The 20,122-nt window shown below is 67.3% G+C and carries 18 protein-coding genes; 1 reads left to right on the top strand and 17 read right to left on the bottom strand.

From position 1 onward, the window contains the following. Positions 1-177 precede the first annotated feature (177 nt). Positions 178-2,985 carry a S8 family serine peptidase gene (locus AC1DYM_RS00500; RefSeq protein ID WP_477334930.1) on the top strand — a complete coding sequence of 936 codons (2,808 nt, stop codon included), beginning with the start codon at positions 178-180 and terminating at the stop codon, positions 2,983-2,985. A gap of 66 nt (positions 2,986-3,051) precedes the next feature. On the opposite strand, the gene AC1DYM_RS00495 is transcribed toward AC1DYM_RS00500, so the two are convergent. The 17 genes from AC1DYM_RS00495 to AC1DYM_RS00415 form a co-directional block, all read right to left on the bottom strand. Further along, positions 3,052-4,209 carry an isovaleryl-CoA dehydrogenase gene (locus tag AC1DYM_RS00495; protein WP_046966292.1) on the bottom strand — a complete coding sequence of 386 codons (1,158 nt, stop codon included), beginning with the start codon at positions 4,207-4,209 and terminating at the stop codon, positions 3,052-3,054. Between the two features lie 82 nt (positions 4,210-4,291). Then, on the bottom strand, positions 4,292-6,403 hold the full coding sequence (yccS, locus tag AC1DYM_RS00490; RefSeq protein ID WP_477334928.1) for a YccS family putative transporter: 2,112 nt from the start codon (positions 6,401-6,403) through the stop codon (positions 4,292-4,294). A gap of 78 nt (positions 6,404-6,481) precedes the next feature. Next, positions 6,482-7,210 (bottom strand): 3-oxoacyl-ACP reductase FabG, encoded by a 729-nt coding sequence (fabG, locus tag AC1DYM_RS00485; protein WP_477334926.1) that lies wholly within the window; start codon positions 7,208-7,210, stop codon positions 6,482-6,484. Next, a complete protein-coding gene (locus AC1DYM_RS00480) occupies positions 7,207-7,680 on the bottom strand; it encodes a hotdog family protein (RefSeq protein WP_477334924.1) in 474 nt (157 codons plus the stop codon). The genes fabG and AC1DYM_RS00480 overlap by 4 nt, the downstream gene beginning before the upstream one ends. Beyond that, the gene (locus tag AC1DYM_RS00475) at positions 7,677-8,855 is read right to left on the bottom strand and encodes a beta-ketoacyl-[acyl-carrier-protein] synthase family protein (protein ID WP_477334922.1); all 1,179 of its coding nucleotides are present in this window, start codon (positions 8,853-8,855) and stop codon (positions 7,677-7,679) included. The genes AC1DYM_RS00480 and AC1DYM_RS00475 overlap by 4 nt, the downstream gene beginning before the upstream one ends. A gap of 4 nt (positions 8,856-8,859) precedes the next feature. Then, entirely contained in the window at positions 8,860-9,570 is a 711-nt protein-coding gene (locus tag AC1DYM_RS00470; protein WP_477334920.1) for a class I SAM-dependent methyltransferase, read from the bottom strand. A 20-nt stretch (positions 9,571-9,590) separates the two neighbouring features. Next, entirely contained in the window at positions 9,591-10,031 is a 441-nt protein-coding gene (locus AC1DYM_RS00465) for an acyl-CoA thioesterase (protein WP_046966285.1), read from the bottom strand. Beyond that, on the bottom strand, positions 10,021-10,974 hold the full coding sequence (locus AC1DYM_RS00460; RefSeq protein ID WP_477334918.1) for an LpxL/LpxP family acyltransferase: 954 nt from the start codon (positions 10,972-10,974) through the stop codon (positions 10,021-10,023). The genes AC1DYM_RS00465 and AC1DYM_RS00460 overlap by 11 nt, the downstream gene beginning before the upstream one ends. Beyond that, the gene (locus AC1DYM_RS00455) at positions 10,967-12,139 is read right to left on the bottom strand and encodes an ApeI family dehydratase (protein WP_477334916.1); all 1,173 of its coding nucleotides are present in this window, start codon (positions 12,137-12,139) and stop codon (positions 10,967-10,969) included. The genes AC1DYM_RS00460 and AC1DYM_RS00455 overlap by 8 nt, the downstream gene beginning before the upstream one ends. Continuing rightward, positions 12,127-12,396, bottom strand: a complete 270-nt coding sequence (locus AC1DYM_RS00450) for a phosphopantetheine-binding protein (protein WP_477334914.1) — start codon at positions 12,394-12,396, stop codon at positions 12,127-12,129. Before AC1DYM_RS00450 ends, AC1DYM_RS00455 begins: the two co-directional genes overlap by 13 nt. Next, complete coding sequence (locus tag AC1DYM_RS00445) at positions 12,393-13,175, bottom strand: lysophospholipid acyltransferase family protein (protein WP_477334912.1); 783 nt, start codon at positions 13,173-13,175, stop codon at positions 12,393-12,395. Before AC1DYM_RS00445 ends, AC1DYM_RS00450 begins: the two co-directional genes overlap by 4 nt. Continuing rightward, entirely contained in the window at positions 13,157-13,891 is a 735-nt protein-coding gene (locus AC1DYM_RS00440) for a beta-ketoacyl synthase chain length factor (RefSeq protein ID WP_477334910.1), read from the bottom strand. The genes AC1DYM_RS00445 and AC1DYM_RS00440 overlap by 19 nt, the downstream gene beginning before the upstream one ends. Beyond that, complete coding sequence (locus tag AC1DYM_RS00435) at positions 13,888-15,114, bottom strand: beta-ketoacyl-[acyl-carrier-protein] synthase family protein (RefSeq protein WP_477334908.1); 1,227 nt, start codon at positions 15,112-15,114, stop codon at positions 13,888-13,890. The genes AC1DYM_RS00440 and AC1DYM_RS00435 overlap by 4 nt, the downstream gene beginning before the upstream one ends. Continuing rightward, entirely contained in the window at positions 15,114-16,340 is a 1,227-nt protein-coding gene (locus tag AC1DYM_RS00430; protein ID WP_477335458.1) for a beta-ketoacyl-ACP synthase, read from the bottom strand. Before AC1DYM_RS00430 ends, AC1DYM_RS00435 begins: the two co-directional genes overlap by 1 nt. Before the next feature lie 32 nt (positions 16,341-16,372). Beyond that, the gene (locus AC1DYM_RS00425) at positions 16,373-18,727 is read right to left on the bottom strand and encodes an MMPL family transporter (protein WP_477334907.1); all 2,355 of its coding nucleotides are present in this window, start codon (positions 18,725-18,727) and stop codon (positions 16,373-16,375) included. Further along, entirely contained in the window at positions 18,724-19,332 is a 609-nt protein-coding gene (locus AC1DYM_RS00420; RefSeq protein WP_477334906.1) for a LolA family protein, read from the bottom strand. The genes AC1DYM_RS00425 and AC1DYM_RS00420 overlap by 4 nt, the downstream gene beginning before the upstream one ends. After that, positions 19,332-20,117, bottom strand: coding sequence for a glycosyltransferase family 2 protein (locus AC1DYM_RS00415; protein ID WP_477334905.1), 786 nt, complete (start codon positions 20,115-20,117; stop codon positions 19,332-19,334). Before AC1DYM_RS00415 ends, AC1DYM_RS00420 begins: the two co-directional genes overlap by 1 nt. Between the last annotated feature and the right edge of the window lie 5 nt (positions 20,118-20,122).

Below are 20,122 nucleotides of genomic sequence, written 5' to 3'. Positions count from 1 at the left end.
GGGGCGGAAAACCGGTCGAGTATCGCAGTGGGGGGCGGGGCGGGGCAATCTGCGCCGCCGCATCCCTGTGCGCTGCCGCACGCCTTCCCGGGGTGTGCTATGCGACTATGCACGTCAGGGCGCCGCCGGGGGAGACCGGCCGCGAGACAGTGACGTCGAACTGAAGGGGTTCAACAAGTGATTGAAAGCAAGATTCCGCGTCAGCGTGAGTTGGCGCTAGCCGTGTGCCTGAGCCTGGGCCTGGCCGCCTGTGGCGGCGGTGGAGGCGGTACCAAGAGCAGTGGGGGTGGGGTCGCCATCGCGCCGGCCAAGCCGCCCGTCACGCCGACGCAGCCCACCCAGCCCGATCCGCCGCTCGACACCCAGCTCTCGCTGACCGGTGCCAACGTGGCCCAGGCCGCCGGCTTCACCGGCAAGGGCGTCGCCATCGGTATCATCGACAGCGGTGTCACTTCGACCCACCCGGCCCTTGCGGGGCGTGTCACCGCCAATCTCACCTACGTCGACCCCAGCACGAACAACACCGGTGTCGACGACGTCGTGGGGCACGGCACGGCCGTCGCGCAGATCGCCGCGGGGCGCGCTTTCGGCAAATTCGCCGGCGGTGTCGCCCCCGACGCGACCATCATTTCGGCCCGCATCATCAACGACAAGGCGCCGACGGACGACGGTTCCGGCCAGGGCAACCAGGCGACGAACTCCGACCCGCTTGGCAAGGTCAACAGCGATGTGGTCGCTGCCGGCGCGAAAGTCATCAACAACTCCTGGGGCGGGGTGTACTGGAGCGCTACCGATAGCGCTGCCAACCAGAGTTTCCAGGGCGCCTACGCGCCGTTTACGGCCAACCATCTGTTCGTCTTTGCTGCCGGTAACGACAGCCGTGCCAATCCGTCCGATATCGCGGCCTTGCCCGCGCGGGCCGCGGGTATCGAACAGGGCTGGCTTGTCGTCGTCGCGCTGGACAGCAACAACCCCACGCAGATCGCCTCGTATTCCAATCAGTGCGGCATCGCGATGAACTACTGCCTCGCCGCGCCGGGCGAAGTGATCACCGCGTCGGCCACGTCGACCACCACGAACACGTCGTATCAGGTCTGGACAGGAACCTCGCTGGCCGCACCCGAGGTGTCGGGCGCCGCCGCGGTGGTCATGCAGGCGTTCCCGTCGCTGAGCGTCAACGCGGTTCGGCAGATCATTCTTGGTACGGCGGACGATCTCGGCGCCGCGGGCCCCGATGCCGTCTACGGTTATGGCGCCCTGAACGTCGGGCGTGCCATTCGTGGTCCGGCGACGTTCGACTGGGGCGACTTCCAGGCAGCGACATCCGCGGGCCAGAACATGGCCTTCGTCAACGACATCAAGGGCGCGAACGGCCTCGTCGTGACCGGAAACGGCAAGCTGACCCTGTCGGGCAACAACACGTACGCCGGTGGCACCACCGTGAACGATTTCGCCACGGTGGAGGCGATGAACGCGATTCCGGGCAGTGCCTATACCAACGGTTCGGGCACCTTGATCGCGCACGGCAATATCGGCGGCGGGGTCATCAACAACGGGCAGCTGGCCACGCTGGATGCGTCGACGCACGTGGGTGGCGATTTCTCCCAGGCGGCCAACGGTCGGTTGTCGCAGAAGCTCGGCGCTCCGCTCATCGTCGGCGGCACGGCGTATCTGGGGGGTGACTTCTACGTGGCGGGTGCCGTTCCCGGTTACACGGTGACGTCGCACCAGCAGGTGCTCACGGCCAACGCGATCTCCGGCACGTTCGCCACGTTGACCCAGGGTCCGGGCGTCTTCCTCAGTTCGACGCTGCAGTACCTGCCGCAGGAAGTCTGGCTCAACACGACCTCGCTCAGCATCACGCAGGTAGCGACGACGAGCATGTCGCAGTCGGTGGCCGCCGTGAATTCGGCACAGCGTCTTGATGGTGCCTTTGCGCAGATCACGGCCAGCCTCGCCAACGGTTCGCCCACGGCGGCATCGATGGATCCGCGCACACTGATCGCGGCGGGAAGCATCCAGCAGTCTTCGACGCAAAAGGTGGCACAGGCGTCGCTGGAATCGCTCTCCGGCCAGCTGTATGCGGCGAGTACGGCCGTGACGCTGGCGGGTATCGAGGCTGGCAACGATGCGCTGATCAATCATCTCGATCAGCAGGGCCCGACGGGTGCGTGGACCCAGTCGCTAGGGTCCCAGGGCGGCCTCAGCCGCGCCGGCTTCGGCAACGTGAACTTCAATCTCGACGGTGGCGTGGTCGGTAACGACGTCAAGCTCGGCAGCAACGGTTTCGCCGGTGTGGCCGTCAGCCAGATGCGCAGCACGGGGCAGCTGTCCGGCAGCCTGGATCGGCAGACCAATCGTGCGACGGAAGGCATGCTCTACGCCGGTTCGCGTGGCGCCAACTGGTACGGCGTGGGCCGCTTCGGCTTCGGCAGCTTCCGTGGCGATACGCAGCGCCTGCTGCGCCTGGGTGACCAGGGCACGTTCGCGGGTGGCGACAACAACGGTCGCTACAACGTGGCGTATGGCGAGTTCGGCTACCGCACGAACGTCGGCGCCTTCACGCTTACACCGTACGTGAACACCGAGTTCGCGAGCATCCGTCGCGCGGGGTTCCAGGAAGCTGGTGGCGATGGCTTCGGTCTGGCCGCGGATGGCCAGACGACCTCCCGCTGGCAAGCGGGTTTTGGTCTGCGCGCCGGCAGTACGTGGCTGACCTCGTACGGCACGCTGCGTTTCGATGCCAAACTCGGTTGGCAGAACGCGTTTGCGACGAAGGGCGAAGTGTTCTCGGCTCGCTACAACGGCATCGCGCAGTGGGCACCAGTCGATGGCATCGGCCTGTCGCGTCGCGCGGGTACGGCGGGCTTCACGATGGCCATGGACTTGAGCGGACGTTCACAGTTCGCCATGGACGTGGATCAGCGCTTCGCCGATCGCGATCACTCGCACTCGGCGAGTTTGAGCTATCGCCTGGCTTGGTGACCAAAAAAAGGCCGCTCCCACCTTCGCGTGGGAGCGGCCCATGTCGCAAAACGAAAGCTGCGTCTGTTATGACTTGCCGTGGAACAGCTCGCGTCCGATAAGCATGCGACGAATTTCGTTGGTACCCGCACCGATTTCGTAGAGCTTCGCATCGCGGAGCAACCGACCCGCAGGGAACTCGTTGATGTAGCCGTTACCGCCGAGCGACTGGATCGCCTCGAGGGCGACTTTTACCGCGTTGGTCGAGGCATTGAGCAGGCAGGCTGCCGGATCGATGCGCGATTTCACGCCGTTGTCGAACTGCTGGGCCACCATATACGCGAAGCCACGTGAAGATTGCAGTGCGGTGTACATGTCGGCCACCTTGGCCTGCATCATGCCGAACGTGCCGATCGGCGCGTTGAACTGCTTGCGCTCGCGCACGTACGGAAGCACGAGGTCCACAGCGGCCTGCATGATGCCGATCGGGCCGCCGGAGAGCACCAGGCGCTCGGTGTCCAGGCCGCCCATGAGTACGCGCACGCCCTCGTTCACCTCGCCTACGATGTTCTCGGCGGGAATTTCACAATTGTCGAAGACCAGTTCGCAGGTGTTCGAGCCGCGCATGCCGAGCTTGTCGAGCTTCTGCGCGGTGGAAAAGCCCTTCATGCCCTTTTCGATGATGAAGGCGGTCATGCAGCGGCTGCCGGCGGGACGCGGCGCGGTGCGCATGTAGACCAGCAGCACGTCGGCATCGGGGCCGTTGGTGATCCACATCTTCGTGCCGTTGGCGACCCACACGTCGCCGACCAGCTCGGCACGGCAGCTCATCGAGCCGACCACGTCGGAACCGGCACCGGGTTCGCTCATCGCCAGCGCGCCCACCCACTCACCGCTGGTGAGTTTGGGCAGGTACTTGCGGCGCTGCTCGTCGTTGCCGTTGTGATAGATGTTCTGCACGCACAGGTTGGAGTGCGCGCCGTAGGAGAGACCGACCGAGGCCGAGGCGCGGGAGATCTCTTCCATCGCGATCATGTGGGCGAGGAAGCCGAGGCCGGAGCCGCCGAATTCCTCGGGCACGGTCACGCCGAGCAAGCCCATCTCGCCGAACTTCAGCCAGAGGTCTTCCGGGAAGACGTTTTCGCGATCGATGCGATCGGCGCGTGGGGCGATTTCCTTCTCGGCGAAGGCGTGGACGCTTTCGCGCAGGAGGTCGAGGTCTTCACCGAGGGAAAACGGGCGCATGCGTGCAACTCCGGGGGGATACGGGGAAAAAGCTTCCCATCGTAACGCGCCGGGGACGTCAATCCACGGCGCGACGCAGCAATCAGGCCTCCGGCATGGCCGCGATGCGGTCGTGGACGCGGACCAGGAGCAGGCACTGGCGGTCGATCAGGCGGACCACTTCCGGGCTCCCGGCGACGCGTGACGACGTGTCGACGAGGAGGGCCGACGTCCCCAGCAGCGGGGCCGGTGAGCCGGTCCTTAGGTGTTCAGCCAGCGCGTCCAGGCCATGGGCGATGCGCCGGCTCAGCTCGTCCACGACGGCGGCATCGTCGGCTGGCAGGGCCTGGCGATGCGCGCCCAGGGTGGACAGGTGGGCCAGCCCGGCCTGCAGCGCGGTGAGCAGGCGCAGCGCCCGCTCGCCGCGTGCCACGGGATGACCGGGCTCGGCGAGCAGTTCGTTCACATTTCCGGCGACGGCTGCCTGCGCCGCGTGCGCGTCCCGACGGGCGATGCGATAGGGCAGGTCGTCCGCTTTGCCGCTGCGGTACTGCATCGCAATGGCCTTGAGGTAGCGCGCGTAGGCGAGCAAGGCGTCGGCGACCACGTCGTCGAAGCGGCGAACGCGCCAGTCGGGCAGCACGTAGCGGATGGCCACGGCGGCGACGATGGCGCCTATCAGCGTATCCAGCAGCCGTGGACCGATGGCGTCGTAGCCGGCGCCGACGCGGTCGAAGCAGAGCAGGACGAACAGCGTGATGACCGCGGTAGCCAGGGCATAACGGCGAAAACGGAAGGCGAAGAAGCCGGCGCCGGTGGCTACCAGGACCGGCAGGCGCCAGTCGCCGCCCGGAAGCAGCTTCAGCATGGCCCAGCCCGCGATCAGGCCCGTGGTGGTGCCGACCACGCGCTGGACGAGACGTCGACGTGTGGTGCCGTAGCTGGGCTGGCAGACGAAGAGCGTGGTCAGCAGGATCCAGTAGCCGTGGGTGGGATGCAGCGCGAGCATCAGCAGGTAACCGCCGAGCATGCCGGTGGCCAGGCGCACGGCGTGGCGGAAGTGCATCGAGCGCCGGTTCAGACGAAGGCGGATACGTGCCACGGCATCGTTCAGTGACGATGGCTCATTGCCCTGCAGCGACGTGTCCATGTCCTGGGGCAGGCTGCCTTCGTCTTCGATGGCGCCCTGCAGCCGTTCCATGTTGTCCATCAACGCGGAGAGTGCGTCGTCGATGGCCTCGTCGGGCGGATCGCTGCGGCGGCGATAGGCGATGGCTTCGCGCAGATCGTCGAGTGCGGCGCGTGGTAGCGCGATGGAACCGAGCGGCGCGACCCTCCGGATGGCATCGGCGCGCTCGCGACACGCCATCGCCTGCAGGCGCAGCAGCCGGCCGAAGCGAAACATGAGATCGCTGTGGTACAGCGCGTCAGCGAGTTCGTCGTAGGGGTAGTGCGAAGAGCTGATCCGCTCGTGGATGTCCTGGGCGACGAAGAACATGGCCAGCCGTGCCGCGCTGCGTCCGCGCGGCTGGCGCCGGCCGATGCGGTCCAGGAGCGCGGTGCGCGCGCCGGTCAGCGCGTCGACCGTACCCAGGCTGCGCCTCGAAAAGGCGAGGTCGAGGGCATCGCGGCCGAGCCCATGCACGGGCTCGAACAGGGCGGCCTTGGCTTCGATCAGCAGCGCGAGCGATTCGAACAGGCGCGCCAACGCGTGGCGCACGGCGCGCTGCGGGGCGAGGGCGCTCCAGCCCAGGGAGAGCAGGCCATACCACGCGGCGCCGGCAAGGATGGCGAGCGTGCCTTCGTTGCCGGTGCCGGCGGCGGCAGCATCGGAGGCGATCATCGTATAGACCGAGAGGATCAGCGTCGCCGTGGCGATCGTGGCATAGCGCCCGCTCACCGCGCCGAGCATCACCAGGATGAAGGTGCCCAGCGGCAAGGCGATAGCGAAGAGCACGGGTATGCCGATAAGCGCGCGTACGCCAGCGGCGGCCGCGGCGAAGCAGAGCAGGGTGACGATGAGCCCGCGCAGCCGGCCTTGCCAGGCGTCGTCGGTTTCAGCCAGGGCGCAGGCGATAGCGCCAAGGAGGGCAGGGACGATGGCGCTTGCCGGGCCGATCAAGGTGCACCATGCCGTGATGCCGGAAAGCGCGAGGAAGCTGCGCAGGACGTCGGCGAAACGGTCGGATTCGGCCAGGGAGCGTAGGGAGGGCATGACGGCTACTTTATCGTGCCCGGGTAGGAGAGCATCGTGCCCTGGAGGGAGAGCATCGCCGATGACTCGGTTCCCACATCAACACAAGCCGCCGTTGACCGCCAGCACCTGACGGGTGATGTACCCCGCTTCCGGACTGACCAGGAAGCGCACCGCCGCCGCGACTTCTTCCGGCGTACCAGTGCGCTCCATCGGAATGACCTTGAGGATCTGCTCCACCGGTACGTCCGGGTCGAGCATGTCGGTATCGATCAGGCCGGGCGCCACGCAGTTCACGGTGATCTTGCGCTTGGCCAGTTCCACGGCAAGTGCTTTCGCCGCACCGATGACACCGGCCTTCGACGCGCTGTAATTGACCTGCCCACGATTGCCGATCATGCCGGAGACCGAGGTGATGCAAACGATGCGCCCGGGCTTGCGGCGACGGATCATCGGCATCACCAACGGGTGCAGCACGTTGTAGAAGCCGTCGAGGTTGGTCCGCAGCACTTGATCCCAATCCTCGGATGTCAGGCCGGGAAAGGCACCGTCACGCGTGAGACCCGCGTTGCAGACCACACCGTAGTAGGCGCCGTGCTCACCGACATCGGCTTCCAAAGCCGCAGCGGATGCGGCGCGGTCGGCAATATCGAATTGCATGACGCGCGCCGCGCGGCCCTTGGCGACGATCTCGGCGACGACAGCCTCGGCTTCGTCGCGACGCGAGCGGCAATGCACGACGATGTCGTAGCCGGCGTCGGCGAGATTCAGCGCGATGGCGCGCCCGATACCGCGGCTGGAGCCGGTGACGAGGATGGTGTCGTTCATGGCGCGGTTCCCTTGGAATCGAGAGTGTTGCGTGGATCGAGAAAGGGCGTCGGATCGGGCGGACTGAACACCGTCAGGCGCGCCTCGGCATGGATACCCTGGGCCTCGATGCGACAGGTGAACGAGCCCATGCCGTCCTCGTCATGAAAGGTGCGCACGGCTTCGATGAGCAGCTTTGCGCCGGGAGGAAACACGTCGGCGTCGACGCGGTAACTGCGTGTGCCGAGCAGGAAGCCCGGACGTATCTCGCCAGCCGCGGCGAGCACCTGGCAGCCGTTCCAGGCCGCGATGGCCTGCGCCATGAGTTCGATGCCGGCCCAGCCTGGCAGGCCACTAGCCTCGACGAAGGCATCGCCCCGACGGATTACGCGCTCACAGGCGATGCGCTCCGCGTCCCATGTCACGACGCGGTCGAGCAGGATCATCCGGCCCGCATGCGGAAGCAGTTGTTCGATCGGCCACAGCGTCATGGGGCGTCCGCCAGGATCAGGCTCGCGTTGTTTCCGCCGAACGCGAAGGAGTTGCTCATCAGTCGACGTGGACCCGGTGCCAGGCGACTGTCGGCATCGGTAAACGCCAGCGTCGGCAGCGACGGATCGGCCTCGCCGTCCCATACATGCGGTGGTAGTCGTCGCTGCGGATCGGTGAGGGACAGCCAGCAGAACGCGGCCTCGAGTGCGCCGGCGGCGCCCAACGTATGGCCCGTGAGGGCCTTGGTCGAGGAGCAGGGTACGTGGCGACCGAAGGTGGCCGCGACGGCGCGGCTCTCCATGGCGTCGTTGTGTTCGGTGGCGGTGCCGTGCAGGTTCACGTAGTCGATCATGCCCGCATCGAGGCCCGCCGCCGACAACGCCCGTGTCATGGCATCGCTGGCGCCGCGGCCTTCCGGCTCCGGCGAGGACATGTGGTACGCATCCGAACTCGCGCCGCCGCCGAGGAAGGCCACCGGAGCGCTCTCGCGGGTCATGAGGAACAGGGCGGCTGCCTCGCCGATATTGATGCCGTCGCGCTGCTTCGAGAACGGCTGGCAACGGGCGTCCGCGGTGGCTTCCAGGGCGTGGAAGCCATTCGTGGCCAGGCGGCACAGCGTATCGGCGCCCCCACAGATCACGGCGTCGCAAAGGCCGCTACGAAGCAGGCGTTGTGCGCTGAGCAGGGCGCGCGCCCCCGAGGTGCATGCGGTGGAAATGCCATAGGCAGGACCGGCGACCCCCAGCCATTCGGCAAGGAAGGCCGCCGGTGCGCCGAGTTCCTGGTCGGCGTATCGGTAGTCGGCGGGCCAGGCGCCGGTCTGGCCGCGCGTGGCGATGCTGCGCGTCGCTTCTTCGATACCGGTGGTGCTGGTGCCAATGACGATGCCGACGCGTTCCGCGCCAAACCGCGTGATGGCGGCACGCAGTTCCGTCTCGATCTCTTCCGCGGCGAGCAGCAGCAGGCGATTGTTGCGGGTATCCCTGTGTGCCAGTCCGGCAGGCGGCGAGGGCAGCGCGGCCATCACGTGGCCGACGGTCAGTGTCTGCCCGGGAACCCAGCCCTCCAGATCGTGCAGTCCGTGCGACGCCGCACCGAACATCGCTTCAGCAACGGCTTGCTTGCCGGCGCCGAGCGAACACACGACACCGAGGGCATTGAGGTAGGTGGTCATGCTGTCAGCCCGGCTTGCGTGCGGCGACGTTGACCAGGGTTTCCTCGCGCTTGCCCACCGGCGGCGCCGCCTTGATGCCCCAGCGCTCGAGCAGGCCGAAGTCCTTCGAACGGCTCCACCATAGGTAGGGCAGTGACACCTGTTCGTCGGTGAAGACGAACCCGCGACCGCGCAACATGGCGATGTATTCGTCGGCGCTCTTCTGCACATGCATCGGGTGGCGGAAGAACCAGCGGATCACCCAGGTGTCGATGTACGCCTTGGTGGATTCGGCGAAGAGCAAGAGGCCGCCTGGTTTCAGCACGCGCCAGAATTCGTCCAGGGCGCGCTCCTGTTCGACCAGGTGATGAAAGGTCTGGTGGCAGAAGACGACGTCGACACTGGCATCGGCCAGGTCGATACGCGCGCAATCGCTGGTGAAGAGGTCCACCGCGATGCCCTCGCATTCGGCTTCGGCGCGCGACAGGTCGATGCTGTGCGGATCCGCATCCAGGCCGAGCATGCGCGACGGCGCGAAGACATCGCGCAGGTAGCGAAACGAACGACCCTGGCCACAGCCGACGTCGAGCAGGGTGCCACCTTGCGGTAGCGGGCCGGCGAGGCGCTTGAGGTCGTTGATCGCCACGCGCAGAACGTGGTGCTGCCAGGTATAGGTGCGCAGGAAGACGAAACCGATCCGGGTTTCCTCGACATAAGTGGCGCTGGCGTACTTCATCGGTGAGGCGTCCATGGCGATCAGGGTGACGAATGACGCGCCAGATGGCGCTCGATGTCGTCGATGAAAACGGAAGGGGAGACCAGTTGCATCTCGCCGTCGGCGAGCTTGACCGCGACCTGGATCGTGCTGGCCCGGGTCAGTCGCTCGCCGCTGGCGGCATCGCTGAGGGTGTAGTGGATCTTCAGGCGGTTCTGCCATTCGACCAGTTCGGCGCGCACGACCAGGGCCTGGCCGAAGCGCGCGGCGCGCGCGTAGCGCAGTTGCAGGTCGATGATCGGCCACGCATAACCCGTGTCCTTCATGCGCACATAGCCGTGGCCGAGCGCATCGAGCAAGGCACAACGGGCAATCTCGAGATATTTCACATAGTGGCCGTGCCAAACGACCTCCATCGAATCGACATCGAAGAAGGGAACGGTCAGCTCGGTATCGACGGCGAATACACCGTTAGCGCGCATCGGGGGCTCCGTTCGTACCGTGCCAGTACGCGTGGAAATTGAACCATTGCAGCGGCGCAGCGAGGCAATGCTGGGCGAGCCACGCGGCATAACGGGTGACGGCGCCGGCAATGGCGGCATCGCGTGTCGAACGTTCCCACGTCGAAGCGTCGTCGAACCGGCGCAGGTGGATCGTGTAACGGCCTGCGCGCTTGAGGCAACAGACCAGGTTGACCGGGCATCGCAGCATGGCGGCCATCAACCAGGGGCCTTGCGGAAAAGCGGCCTGCGCGCCGAGGAAATCGGCATTCACGCGGCGACCGCCATGCTCGGGAACGCGGTCGCCGGCAATGGCGACCCATTCGCCGCGCTCGAGGCGTTGCGACAAGTCCATCATCGCGACGGTATCGAGGTCGCCGACATGCATCAGGCGCAGGCGACGGTCGCCCGACTCGCCGAGCAGGCGATTGAAGTGCGCCGCGTTCGGCAGGTGCATCAGTACGTTCAGCGCCACGCCTTCGCCGATCTCGGCCATGGCCCGGCACACGTCCAGGTTGCCCAGATGCGTGCAGACCAGCAGCTGCCCGCGAGCACCTGAGCGAAGGGCATCGCGTACCCCGTCGGGATCGTCCATGTCGACCGACGACAGGCACAGCTTGCCCCGCCAGACGTCGAAACGATCGAGCATGCATTCGCCGAAGGCGAGGTACTGGGCAAGCACGGGGCGCGTGCGCGGAAAGAGGTCGTCGCGCCCGCTCCAGGCCGCCAGGCGCTGTTGATAGTCGGCGACGATGCGCCGGGTGCCGCGACCGGTCACGAAGAAGTACAGAACGATGAGGTAGATCACCGGCGCGACCGGCCGACGGCCGAGCAGGCGCACGGCGATCGAGGTGAGCTTCATGCCGAGAAAGCTCCCGCGCTCCCTTTTCGCGGCCCAGTGCGTGGTGGCGGCGACCTCAGGCATGGGTGCCTTCCAGCCGCAGGTGCGCGGATGAATAGTGTGCGTCGCCAGTGCGATAGGCGAAGTGCAGGCGCTCGCGAGCGGCGTCGTAACGCAACGTCAGCTCGACACGATCTCCCGGACGGAGCAGGCGCTGGAATTTCAGCGCATCGATGCCACGGCACGTCGTCGGTGTACCGAGCCGCGGCGCCGCGAAGTCGAGTGCCCAGCCGATCTGGACCACGCCCGGGAGCACCGGCGCATCCGGAAAGTGCTCCGCGAAGCAGGCCAGGTCCAGCGGCAGCTCCAGCTCGATGACTTGCGTGTCGCCGTCCAGGCGTTCACCCAGCACCCGGGGCAGGGTCGGCAAGGCGGCCTGCAGCAGTGCATCCACCCGGGCGACTTCCGGCAGGACGTCGACGAAGCGCCAGACCATCGGCGTCGACAAGGCATCGTCGCCGGCGGCCTGCTGGCCCAGTTCGTTGATGATGCCGGCGCGGCCGTGGCGTAGCAGGGCGCTGCGTCCCGCGTGAGCCAGCTCCACGACCATGCCGGGCCCCAGCTTGCCGGCATAACCGCCCGCGGCATCCGCGACCCATGGATGCGAGAGCAGGCGTTGGGCCGCGCCGTCCATCGGTGCCTTGTTGATGCGGCGACGCAAGCGCTGCCGCAACATCCACTCGCCCAGGAACAGGACGCCCATCACCGAGTACGCCAGGATGCCGTTGTAGAACGTCCACCACGACAGCGGCCCCCACTTCGCCAGAAGGCCGGAGGCGGTGCCGTTGAGGAAGAAGAACGCCACCCAAACCCAGGTGACCTTGCGCGTGTAGCGCACGGCCACCGGCGGCAGGTCGGGTTCGGTGACGCGGGCGATGCGCTCGATCATCGGCGGCCCGAACTTCAGGCTGAGCCCGAAGGCGGCCAGCAACAGCGCGCAGATCAGGCTGGGATACCAGCGCAACAGGTCGTCCTCACCGCCGAAGGCCAGCACGGCGCAGTAGACCAGGGTGACGCCGAGCATCCAGCGACCGCCGGGCTGGTGCCACAGGGCAGGCGCGCGCACCAGCCACAAGCCGCCGAGAATCAGCCCGAAGATCGGCGTGGACACATGATCCATACCGAAATAGACGATGAAGGGATAGAGCACCCCGACCAGCAGGAGGACGAGACTGCTCAGCTTGCGCATGGGGCCCGGTTCGCTTCGACGTAGTGGGCGAGGCTCGACACCGTCTCGAAATGACGTCGCGCATCACGCGAGTCCGAGGCGATTTTCAGGCCGTAGCGAGTCTGCAGTGCGAGGGCGAGTTCCAGCGCATCGACTGAATCCAGGCCGAGTCCCTGGCCGAACAAGGGCTGATCCACGGCGATCTCGTCCACCTTCAGGTGGTCGAGGGCGAGGGTTTCGATGATGAGTCCGGCGATGTCCCGTTCGAGGTCGTTCATGCCTTGAGTTCCCTGGCGTAGAGGTGATGGAGATGTTCGTTGAGGCGACGCGAGGCTATCGGCCCGGGAGCGCGTTCGCTGAAGGCCGCCACCGGGATATCGTCGCCGACGCGGATATGCACATGCACGCGGCGGCGCGGCACCCTGTACCAGGGCTCGGCCTTGGTCAGTGTGGTCGGTACCACCGAGATGAACACTGGGGTGACGATGCGGGCGCCACGCACCGCGATGGCCGCGGCGCCGCGGTGGAAAACAGGATCCTTGCCGGGCGTGGTGCGCGTGCCTTCGGGGAAGATGATCAGCGTCTGGCCGTCGCGAAGCACATCGGCGGCGCGGTCGAGCATCTCGGCGCTACCGTCGTTGCTGATGTAGCCCGCGGCCGTCACGGGCCCGCGCATGCACGGGTTCTTCCAAAGGCTGTGCTTGACCACGCAGTTCGCCTCCGGCACGTGGCCGATCAGGTACACCACGTCGATCAGGGAAGGGTGGTTGGCCACGATCATCTGGCCAGGCAGGCCGAGACGTTCCACGCCATCGAAGCGAAAGGCGACCGTGCCCGTCCGGTACATGAACTGCGAGTGCAGCCAGAACGCGCGCCCCACCGTCCGGCGCGCACGCCGCCGGCGCACCGGCTCCGGTGCCGGCCAGGCGAGGACGAAGGGCAGCACGGCCACGCGCAGCACGATGCCGCCGATGCCGAACAGGGCAAAGCTCAGCGCGGTGCAGACGAAGCGCCAGGCCCAGAAGTCGCCCCGGCGGGTCACGCTATCGGCTGCCATGTCCATCGTCGTGTCTTCCACGGGTGGTCGAGGGGGCTGCCATCGTGCAGCGCGCGAACGAACTGCAGGGCGTGCGGGCCCTCTGCCGACGGTTCGCCGTCCGTATTACCACGAAGCGACAGTCCCCAGCGCGAGCCGGCGGCCGGGCCGTCGGCGCGCGAGACGCGCAGGGCGACGGCGTAGGAAAAGGGGACATCGTCGATCCAGCCGTCATAGGCTGTCGCGGGGCGTTCCTCGGCGATCACGACGATCACCGCCGGGGCGCCATCGCCCAGCAGGCCCGCGGCTTCGACGATGGCATGCTCGAAGGTGTCGGACTCGCCGGCGATCGCCACGGACTCACCGCGCTGGTCGCGCAGGATCGACCACTGCCCGGCGATCGCGTTATGCACGGACAGGCCGAACTGCGTGGGTGACAGGGGCGCCTCGCGGCCGATCTCGTCGAGCATGGCGAAGGTGCGCGTGGTCTCGCCGTGTCGTGAAGCGAAGACGAAGGGAAGCTGCTCGTCGTCCGCGCACATCGGCCACGCCGTATGCATCACGATGCGCGCGAGGCGGCTGAGCCGGCGGCGTTGCATCGGTGCGACGAAAGCGCAGGACGGCTGCTCGCCGTCGTCGTCGAGATGACGAGGCGACGCCGCCCACGCGGCCCAGTCGGAGGGTTCCTCGACGCCAGGCGCCCACGCTCGCCAGCGCTCGATGGTCAGCGCGATCACGCGGCGGCCCCGGCATACCGGCGAAAAACCAGGGCGGCGCAGCTACCACCGAACCCGAAGGTGTTCGACATCACGCTGTTGACGGTCAACGCGATTTCCCCATCGATCAAGGGCGCATCGGCAAAGGCGGCATCGCGTTTGACCGGTGTCGCACCGCCGAGCAGCACGCCGTGCTCCATCATGGCGATCGACGCGATGGCGTCGATCGCGCCGGCGGCGGCCGGGGCATGACCGGTCAGGCCCTTGATCGAGGATATCGGCGGCACGGCGCGGCCGCGTTCGCCGAATACCCGGCTCAGCGCCTGCCACTCCGCGAGATCGCCGTGCACGGTGGCGCAGGCGTGGGTGTTGACGTAGTCGGGCAGCACGCCGGCGAGATCGATGGCCTCGCGCATCGCGTCTGCCATGCCGGCGGCCTCGGGGCTGACCATCCCGTCCGGGTCCGAGGCCGCGCCGTAACCGACGAGTTCGGCGAGGATGCGCGCGCCGCGTTCACGCGCGTGGTCGAGCGATTCCAGCACCAGCACGCCGGCGCCGCCGCCGAGAACGATGCCATCGCGATCGGCGTCGTAAGGGCAGGCCACGCGCTCACCGGCCACGCTCGTCGTCGACAGCGCGTTCATCACGTCGAAGCACATGGCGGCCTTATCGTGCAGTTCCTCGGCGCCGCCGCAGACGACGATCGCCTGTCGTCCGAGCTGGATGAGTTCCATCGCCTGGCCGATCGCATGCGTCGCGCTGGTGCACGCCGAGCTCACGGTGAAGCCACGTCCGCCGAAGCCGAAGGCGTGGGTGAGTGTCGCCGCCACCGCGCTACCCATGCTTCGCGGCACGATGAACGGGGAGAGGCGCGAGATGCCGCGCGCATGGAACATGTCCAGGCCCGCCTCGTATTCGGAAAGCGCGGCTGACGCGCCCATCACGATGCCGACGTCGCGTTCGCGAATCCGGGCATCGTCCAGCCCCGCTTCGTCGAGTGCCTCGCGGGTCGCATGCCAGGCGTATTCCGCCGCCTGCGGCAGGTACCGGCGAAGCTTGCGATGTGGTGGCTCGAGGTCGCCGGTATCGGCAGGCGCGGCCACGCGGCAACGCATGCCCAGCGCGGCGAAATCGGGCATGTCGCGAAAGCCCGCGCGGCGCTCGCGCAGGCCATCGAACAAGGCACGACGGTCCGGGCCCAGACAGGACACGGCGCCCATGCCGGTGACGACGACCCGCTTCATCAGCCGTAGGCCTTGAAGATCAGCGAGGTATTGATGCCGCCGAACGCGAAGTTGTTGTTCATCACGTAGCCGGTGCGAATCTCGCGACCTTCACCGGTGAGGTAATCCAGTGGCGCGCATTCGGGGTCGGGTGTTTCCAGGTTGATCGTCGGCGCGAACCAGCCGCCACGCATCATCTCGATCGCCCACCAGGCTTCCATCGCGCCGCAGGCGCCGAGGGTGTGGCCGACGTAGCTCTTCATCGAGCTGATCGGCACGCCGGTGCCGAGCACGTCCGCCGTGGCATGGCTTTCCGCCACATCGCCGCGATCGGTCGCGGTGCCGTGCGCACTCACGTAGCCGATGGCCGCGGGCGGCAGGTCGGCATCGGCGAGCGCCATGCGCATGGCCGCGGCCATCGTCTCGCGCGTCGGTTGCGTAATGTGCTGGCCGTCGGAGTTGGTGCCAAAGCCGACGATCTCCGCGTAGATGGACGCGCCGCGTGCGACGGCATGTTCGTACTCTTCGAGGACCAGCGTGGTGGCACCTTCACCGACGACGAGTCCGTCGCGCTTCGCGTCGAACGGGCGCGGCGTCACCTGCGGCGTATCATTGCGCGTGCTCGTCGCGAACAGCGTGTCGAACACGGCGGCACCGGGGCCGGACAGCTCTTCGGCGCCGCCGCAGAGCATCAGTGTCTGCTTGCCCTGCTGGATGGCTTCGTAGCCATAGCCGATCGCCTGGCTGCCGGATGTGCAGGCGCTCGAGGTGGTGATGATGCGACCCTTCAGGCCGAAGAACACGCCGACGTTCACCGCCGTCGTGTGCGCCATCATCTGGATATAGCTGGTCGCGGTGACGCCCTGCATGGAGCCGGTCTCGAGCATGCGCCCGATAGTCTTGGCCGGTTCGATGCTGCCCCCGGATGAGCCATAGGCGACGCCCATGCGGCCATCGGTGATGTCGGGGTTGCCAAGCAGACCGGCGTCGTCGAGCGCACGCTCGCTCGCGGCGACGGCGAGCTGGGCCACGCGACCCATCGAGCGCACGTGTTTCCTGGACCAGTGCGACGGCAGGCTGAAATCGTCGACGGGGCAGCCGAGTCGTCCGTTCAGCGCGTCGAAGTAATCCCATTCGTGCATGCGGCGCACCGCGTTACGGAACTGGCGAAGGCGCGCCTGGATCGTGATCCAGTCGTGGCCGAGCGGCGTGATGCCGCCGATGCCTGTAACGACGACGCGTTTCATCGCGCGACCTCCGGTGTCGTGTGCTGCGTTGTTCATGCGGTTCGATTCTTCGGTGCGGGGACGCTTACCGGCGCAAGCAGCGCGGTGAAGCCGATCCCGAGGAGCAGGGTAAGGCCAAAGTGTCGCAGGGCCGGCATCGTGCTGAGCGCGAGCAGGCCGAAGGAAAGCAGGGCGGTGACCGCCGAGAGGAGGACACCGGCATACGCCGCGCCCGGAAGGTGGGCGACATGCGGTTCGCCCTCACGCAGGAAGACCGCGTAATTGGCGCCGACGCCGAGGACGAGCATCAAGGCCATGACGTGAAACAGCGTGAGTGGTTCGCCAAGGTAGCCGAGGGCGGCGACGCTGAGCACGATACCGGCGGCAGGCGGCAAAAGAACGCGCCATGCGGCGCGTGCTCCATAGCGCCACAGGAAGGCCAGTCCGACGAGCGCCAGTGCGCCGCCGAGCCAGACGTCGGCATAGCCGCGATACCGACCGAACAGGGCGGTGATGCTGGCCGGCTTGTCGACCAGCGAAACGCCCGGCAGGCCATCGGCCGCCGCGCGAAGCAGGTTCGCGTCGTCCTGGCCCTGCGGCGCGACGATACTGCCGACGCCATGCTCGCCGCCGCCCATCCACAGATAGCGAAACGGCGTGTAGGCAGGCATGGCCAACCAGTCGTCGAGCGTGAAGGCGCGGCCTGGCCAGGCTGCAACGAAGCCGGCACTCCCCTCAGCACGGAAGCCGGCCTGACCCAGCCACGCGGTCATGCGCTCGCGTGGCGTGAACAGCGGCGTGAGCGCGGCGATGTTCGAAGCCTGCCGACGCGCAGATGGGAGCATCGCGGTGATCCCGGTCCAGCCGCCGAGCTTGCCATCGGCCACCCAGGCCTGCAGCCGGTCGGTCAGTGCTTCCTCGCGCTGGAGCACTTCCTCGGCGGTGGACCCTTCCACCAGCCAGAACTGACTGCCGCCGCCGAAGCCGGCGACGTCGCGGATCGTCGCGGTCTGCGCTGCCAGCGTCTTCGGTGGCGAGATGAGCAGATGGATATCGTCATCGTGGCCCAGTCGCAGCCAGCCGGGAATGGCGACGACGCACAGCACCGCCACGCCCAGCAGGGCGCGTCGCCCCGAGGCGATGCGCTGCCAGCCGAGGGCCAGTCGCACGAGGGCCGGCGCTAGCGGAGCCCTTGCCGGCTTCTGCGCCAGTGCCGGCAGCAGCCAGAACACGCTGGCGCAGGCAATGGCCATGCCGGCAATGGCGAAGACGGCCATCTGGCGGAGGAAGGGGAAAGGCACGACGGCGAGCAACGAGTAGCCGAGCAGGGAGGTGGCCAGCGCGAGCAACAGCGCCGGACGCACCTGGCGCACGCCGCGCTCGGCGTTCCACTGGGGGCCGGCATTGGCGCGGGCGCACAGGTACTGTATCGAGTAATCCACCGCCTCACCGAGCAGCGCCGCGCCGAACACCAGGGTCAGCAGGTGCAGTTGGCCGAAGACGAGCACCGTGGTGGCGATTGCGCCGATCACGCCAAGTGCCGTGGAAAGGAAGGCGATCAGCAGCGGACGCAGCGAGCGGAACACCAACAGCAGCAACAGCGCGATACCCACGGTGGATGCGATACCGACCACATGCGTATCGTGCTCGGCCCCGGCGCGGGCGGACGCCGCGTAGAAGATCGCCCCGGTGCGCAGCAGCGTCGTGCCCGGATGCTTCGCCGCCATGGCGGTTTCCGCGTGGGCCAGCGCCGCCAGCGCACGGCGCTGCACGACATCGTCGTACGACGAACCCTTGAGCGTGGCGATGACCAGCACATACGTGCCGTCGTCGCGGCGTACGGTGAGCAGGTCATCCTCCGGCACGAGGGCCGAGCGGTTCCATGGCTGGCGATCGAGCCAGTGCTGCATCCAGCCGAAGGGATCGTCGGTGAGCCTCGCGCCGACATTGGCGCCAAAGGGCTGGTTGAGGCGCCGTTTGAGCGCATCGACGGGGTCGAAGCCCGGTGTCGTGATCGCTGCCCGGTCCTCTGCCGTCAGCAGGTGGAAGCGAAACGGCAGGAAGGGCGTCACGAGCTGGTCGAGATCGAACGGTGGCAGTTCCGCGATCACCGAGGCGAATACCGGGTCGGGACTCAGCGCGGCGCCTAGTTCGCGCGCGGCGTCCTTGGCGGTGTCGTCGTTCTTGTCGTGGACGAGCAGCACCATCCGATCGCCGCTGGCACGGGCCAGTCGCTCGACGGCATCCTCCGCCAGCGGATGGCGCTCCGTCGCGGGCAGCAGGGTGAGAACATCGGTTTGCAACGGCGACGTGCCACGACCGAACAACAGCCACGCGCACAGCAGGCACACGACCAGCGACGCGAGTGCGAACAGGCCAGCGCGCTGCGAAGTCGACGGCGACGTCATGGAATGCCGAGCACCTTGGCTTCGACCAGGGTCAGCGAGCCAGCGTCGCGCGTGTTGGCGAAGGTGATGAGCGTCCGCTCACCGCTGGCCAGATCCACTTCGATCGACTGCAGAAAGTCGTCGCCCTTGAGCGTGATGCCCGCGAGCACCTTCGCCACGCGGGACTGGCGCGGCACGAAGTGCAGCGTCCAGTGTCCCGGTGTGCCCTCGGCGCTGATGGTGAACTGGCGTGCGGCGTCGTCGGACTTGCCGGCGAGCAGCGACTGCAGCATCCCGGACACCTGGCTGACGCCGCGGTTGCCGTCACGAACGCGCTCCAGCTTGCGCTGTGCGTTGAGCCGCGAGGTGTCGCCCGAGGCGAAGACCAGCGTGTCCTCGAACGGATCGCGTGTGTGCCAGACCATGCCATGGCCGGTGACGAACAACAGGTCGCCATGGCTGACTTGCGGCTCGGCAAGCGCGGGGTTTTCACGACTCTGGGTAAATTCCGCGCGCACCTGCGGGTGCTTCGCGAGGTGACCGAGCACGTCGTCGGTGAGGGTCGGCGATTGTGCGTGGACGGCGAACGCGCAGAACAGGGTGACGAAGGCGATCAAGCGGCGCATCAAGGTGCCCTGTTGCTGAATTTGCGAAGGAGAAGGCCCGGCGCACGCGGCACCATGCCGAGCAGCAGGCGCGTATGCATCGCGGTGATCCGCGCGTTGTCGCGCCACATGCGGAAATGCGACAGGCCGTTTTCCGGGTAGATCACCCGGGTCGGCAGGTTGCGCACCGGGACGCCACGCCAGAACAGGCGCACGGCGATCTCCGTGTCGAAGTCCATGCGGGTTGGCAACGGCTTGCGCGCGATCTCCGCACGCGTGGCATCCAGCGGGTAGAGACGGTAACCACACATCGAATCCTGGATCGCGAACGACAGGGTCTCGGCCCAGACGCAGGCATGCGTGAGATAGCGCCCGTAAAGACGGGCGCGAGGCACGGAGTCGTCGTAGATCGGGCGACCGCAGACCATCGCGTCCGGCGCGGCTTCCGCCTCGGCCAGGAAGCGAGGTACGTCGGCCGTGTCGTGCTGTCCGTCGGCGTCGATCTGCAGCACATGGCTGTAACCGGCGTCGAAGGCGGCGATGAAGCCGGCGCTCAAGGCGGCGCCTTTGCCGCCATTCGTGGCAAGACGGATCAGGCGTAGGTCGTCACGGCCGTCGACAAGGGTGTCGAGGAGGGCGCGGGTCTCGGCGTTGGATCCGTCGTCCACGATCAGGACCGGCAAGCCGTGCCCGGCGAGCGCGTTGGCGGTCGCGGCAATGGTTCGTCCGTGGTTGTAGATCGGAACGACCGCGCAGGGCGCGAAGGGTCGCGCCGCGGTGCCGCGCGGTGCGGTGCTGCCGGCCATCGGTC

Source organism: Luteibacter sp. P1_D3 (assembly GCF_056406135.1).
Note: the sequence above shows the minus strand (reverse complement) of the source record. Positions and strands in the feature narration are given on the sequence as shown.

Coding starts and splice junctions, on each gene's coding strand:
- AC1DYM_RS00495 (WP_046966292.1), bottom strand. CDS start 4,209: ATGCGCCCGTTTTCCCTCGGTGAAGACCTCGACCTCCTGCGCGAAAGC.
- yccS (WP_477334928.1), bottom strand. CDS start 6,403: ATGCCCTCCCTACGCTCCCTGGCCGAATCCGACCGTTTCGCCGACGTC.
- fabG (WP_477334926.1), bottom strand. CDS start 7,210: ATGAACGACACCATCCTCGTCACCGGCTCCAGCCGCGGTATCGGGCGC.
- AC1DYM_RS00480 (WP_477334924.1), bottom strand. CDS start 7,680: ATGACGCTGTGGCCGATCGAACAACTGCTTCCGCATGCGGGCCGGATG.
- AC1DYM_RS00475 (WP_477334922.1), bottom strand. CDS start 8,855: ATGACCACCTACCTCAATGCCCTCGGTGTCGTGTGTTCGCTCGGCGCC.
- AC1DYM_RS00470 (WP_477334920.1), bottom strand. CDS start 9,570: ATGAAGTACGCCAGCGCCACTTATGTCGAGGAAACCCGGATCGGTTTC.
- AC1DYM_RS00465 (WP_046966285.1), bottom strand. CDS start 10,031: ATGCGCGCTAACGGTGTATTCGCCGTCGATACCGAGCTGACCGTTCCC.
- AC1DYM_RS00460 (WP_477334918.1), bottom strand. CDS start 10,974: ATGCCTGAGGTCGCCGCCACCACGCACTGGGCCGCGAAAAGGGAGCGC.
- AC1DYM_RS00455 (WP_477334916.1), bottom strand. CDS start 12,139: ATGCGCAAGCTGAGCAGTCTCGTCCTCCTGCTGGTCGGGGTGCTCTAT.
- AC1DYM_RS00450 (WP_477334914.1), bottom strand. CDS start 12,396: ATGAACGACCTCGAACGGGACATCGCCGGACTCATCATCGAAACCCTC.
- AC1DYM_RS00445 (WP_477334912.1), bottom strand. CDS start 13,175: ATGGCAGCCGATAGCGTGACCCGCCGGGGCGACTTCTGGGCCTGGCGC.
- AC1DYM_RS00435 (WP_477334908.1), bottom strand. CDS start 15,114: ATGAAGCGGGTCGTCGTCACCGGCATGGGCGCCGTGTCCTGTCTGGGC.
- AC1DYM_RS00430 (WP_477335458.1), bottom strand. CDS start 16,340: ATGAAACGCGTCGTCGTTACAGGCATCGGCGGCATCACGCCGCTCGGC.
- AC1DYM_RS00425 (WP_477334907.1), bottom strand. CDS start 18,727: ATGACGTCGCCGTCGACTTCGCAGCGCGCTGGCCTGTTCGCACTCGCG.
- AC1DYM_RS00420 (WP_477334906.1), bottom strand. CDS start 19,332: ATGCGCCGCTTGATCGCCTTCGTCACCCTGTTCTGCGCGTTCGCCGTC.
- AC1DYM_RS00415 (WP_477334905.1), bottom strand. CDS start 20,117: ATGGCCGGCAGCACCGCACCGCGCGGCACCGCGGCGCGACCCTTCGCG.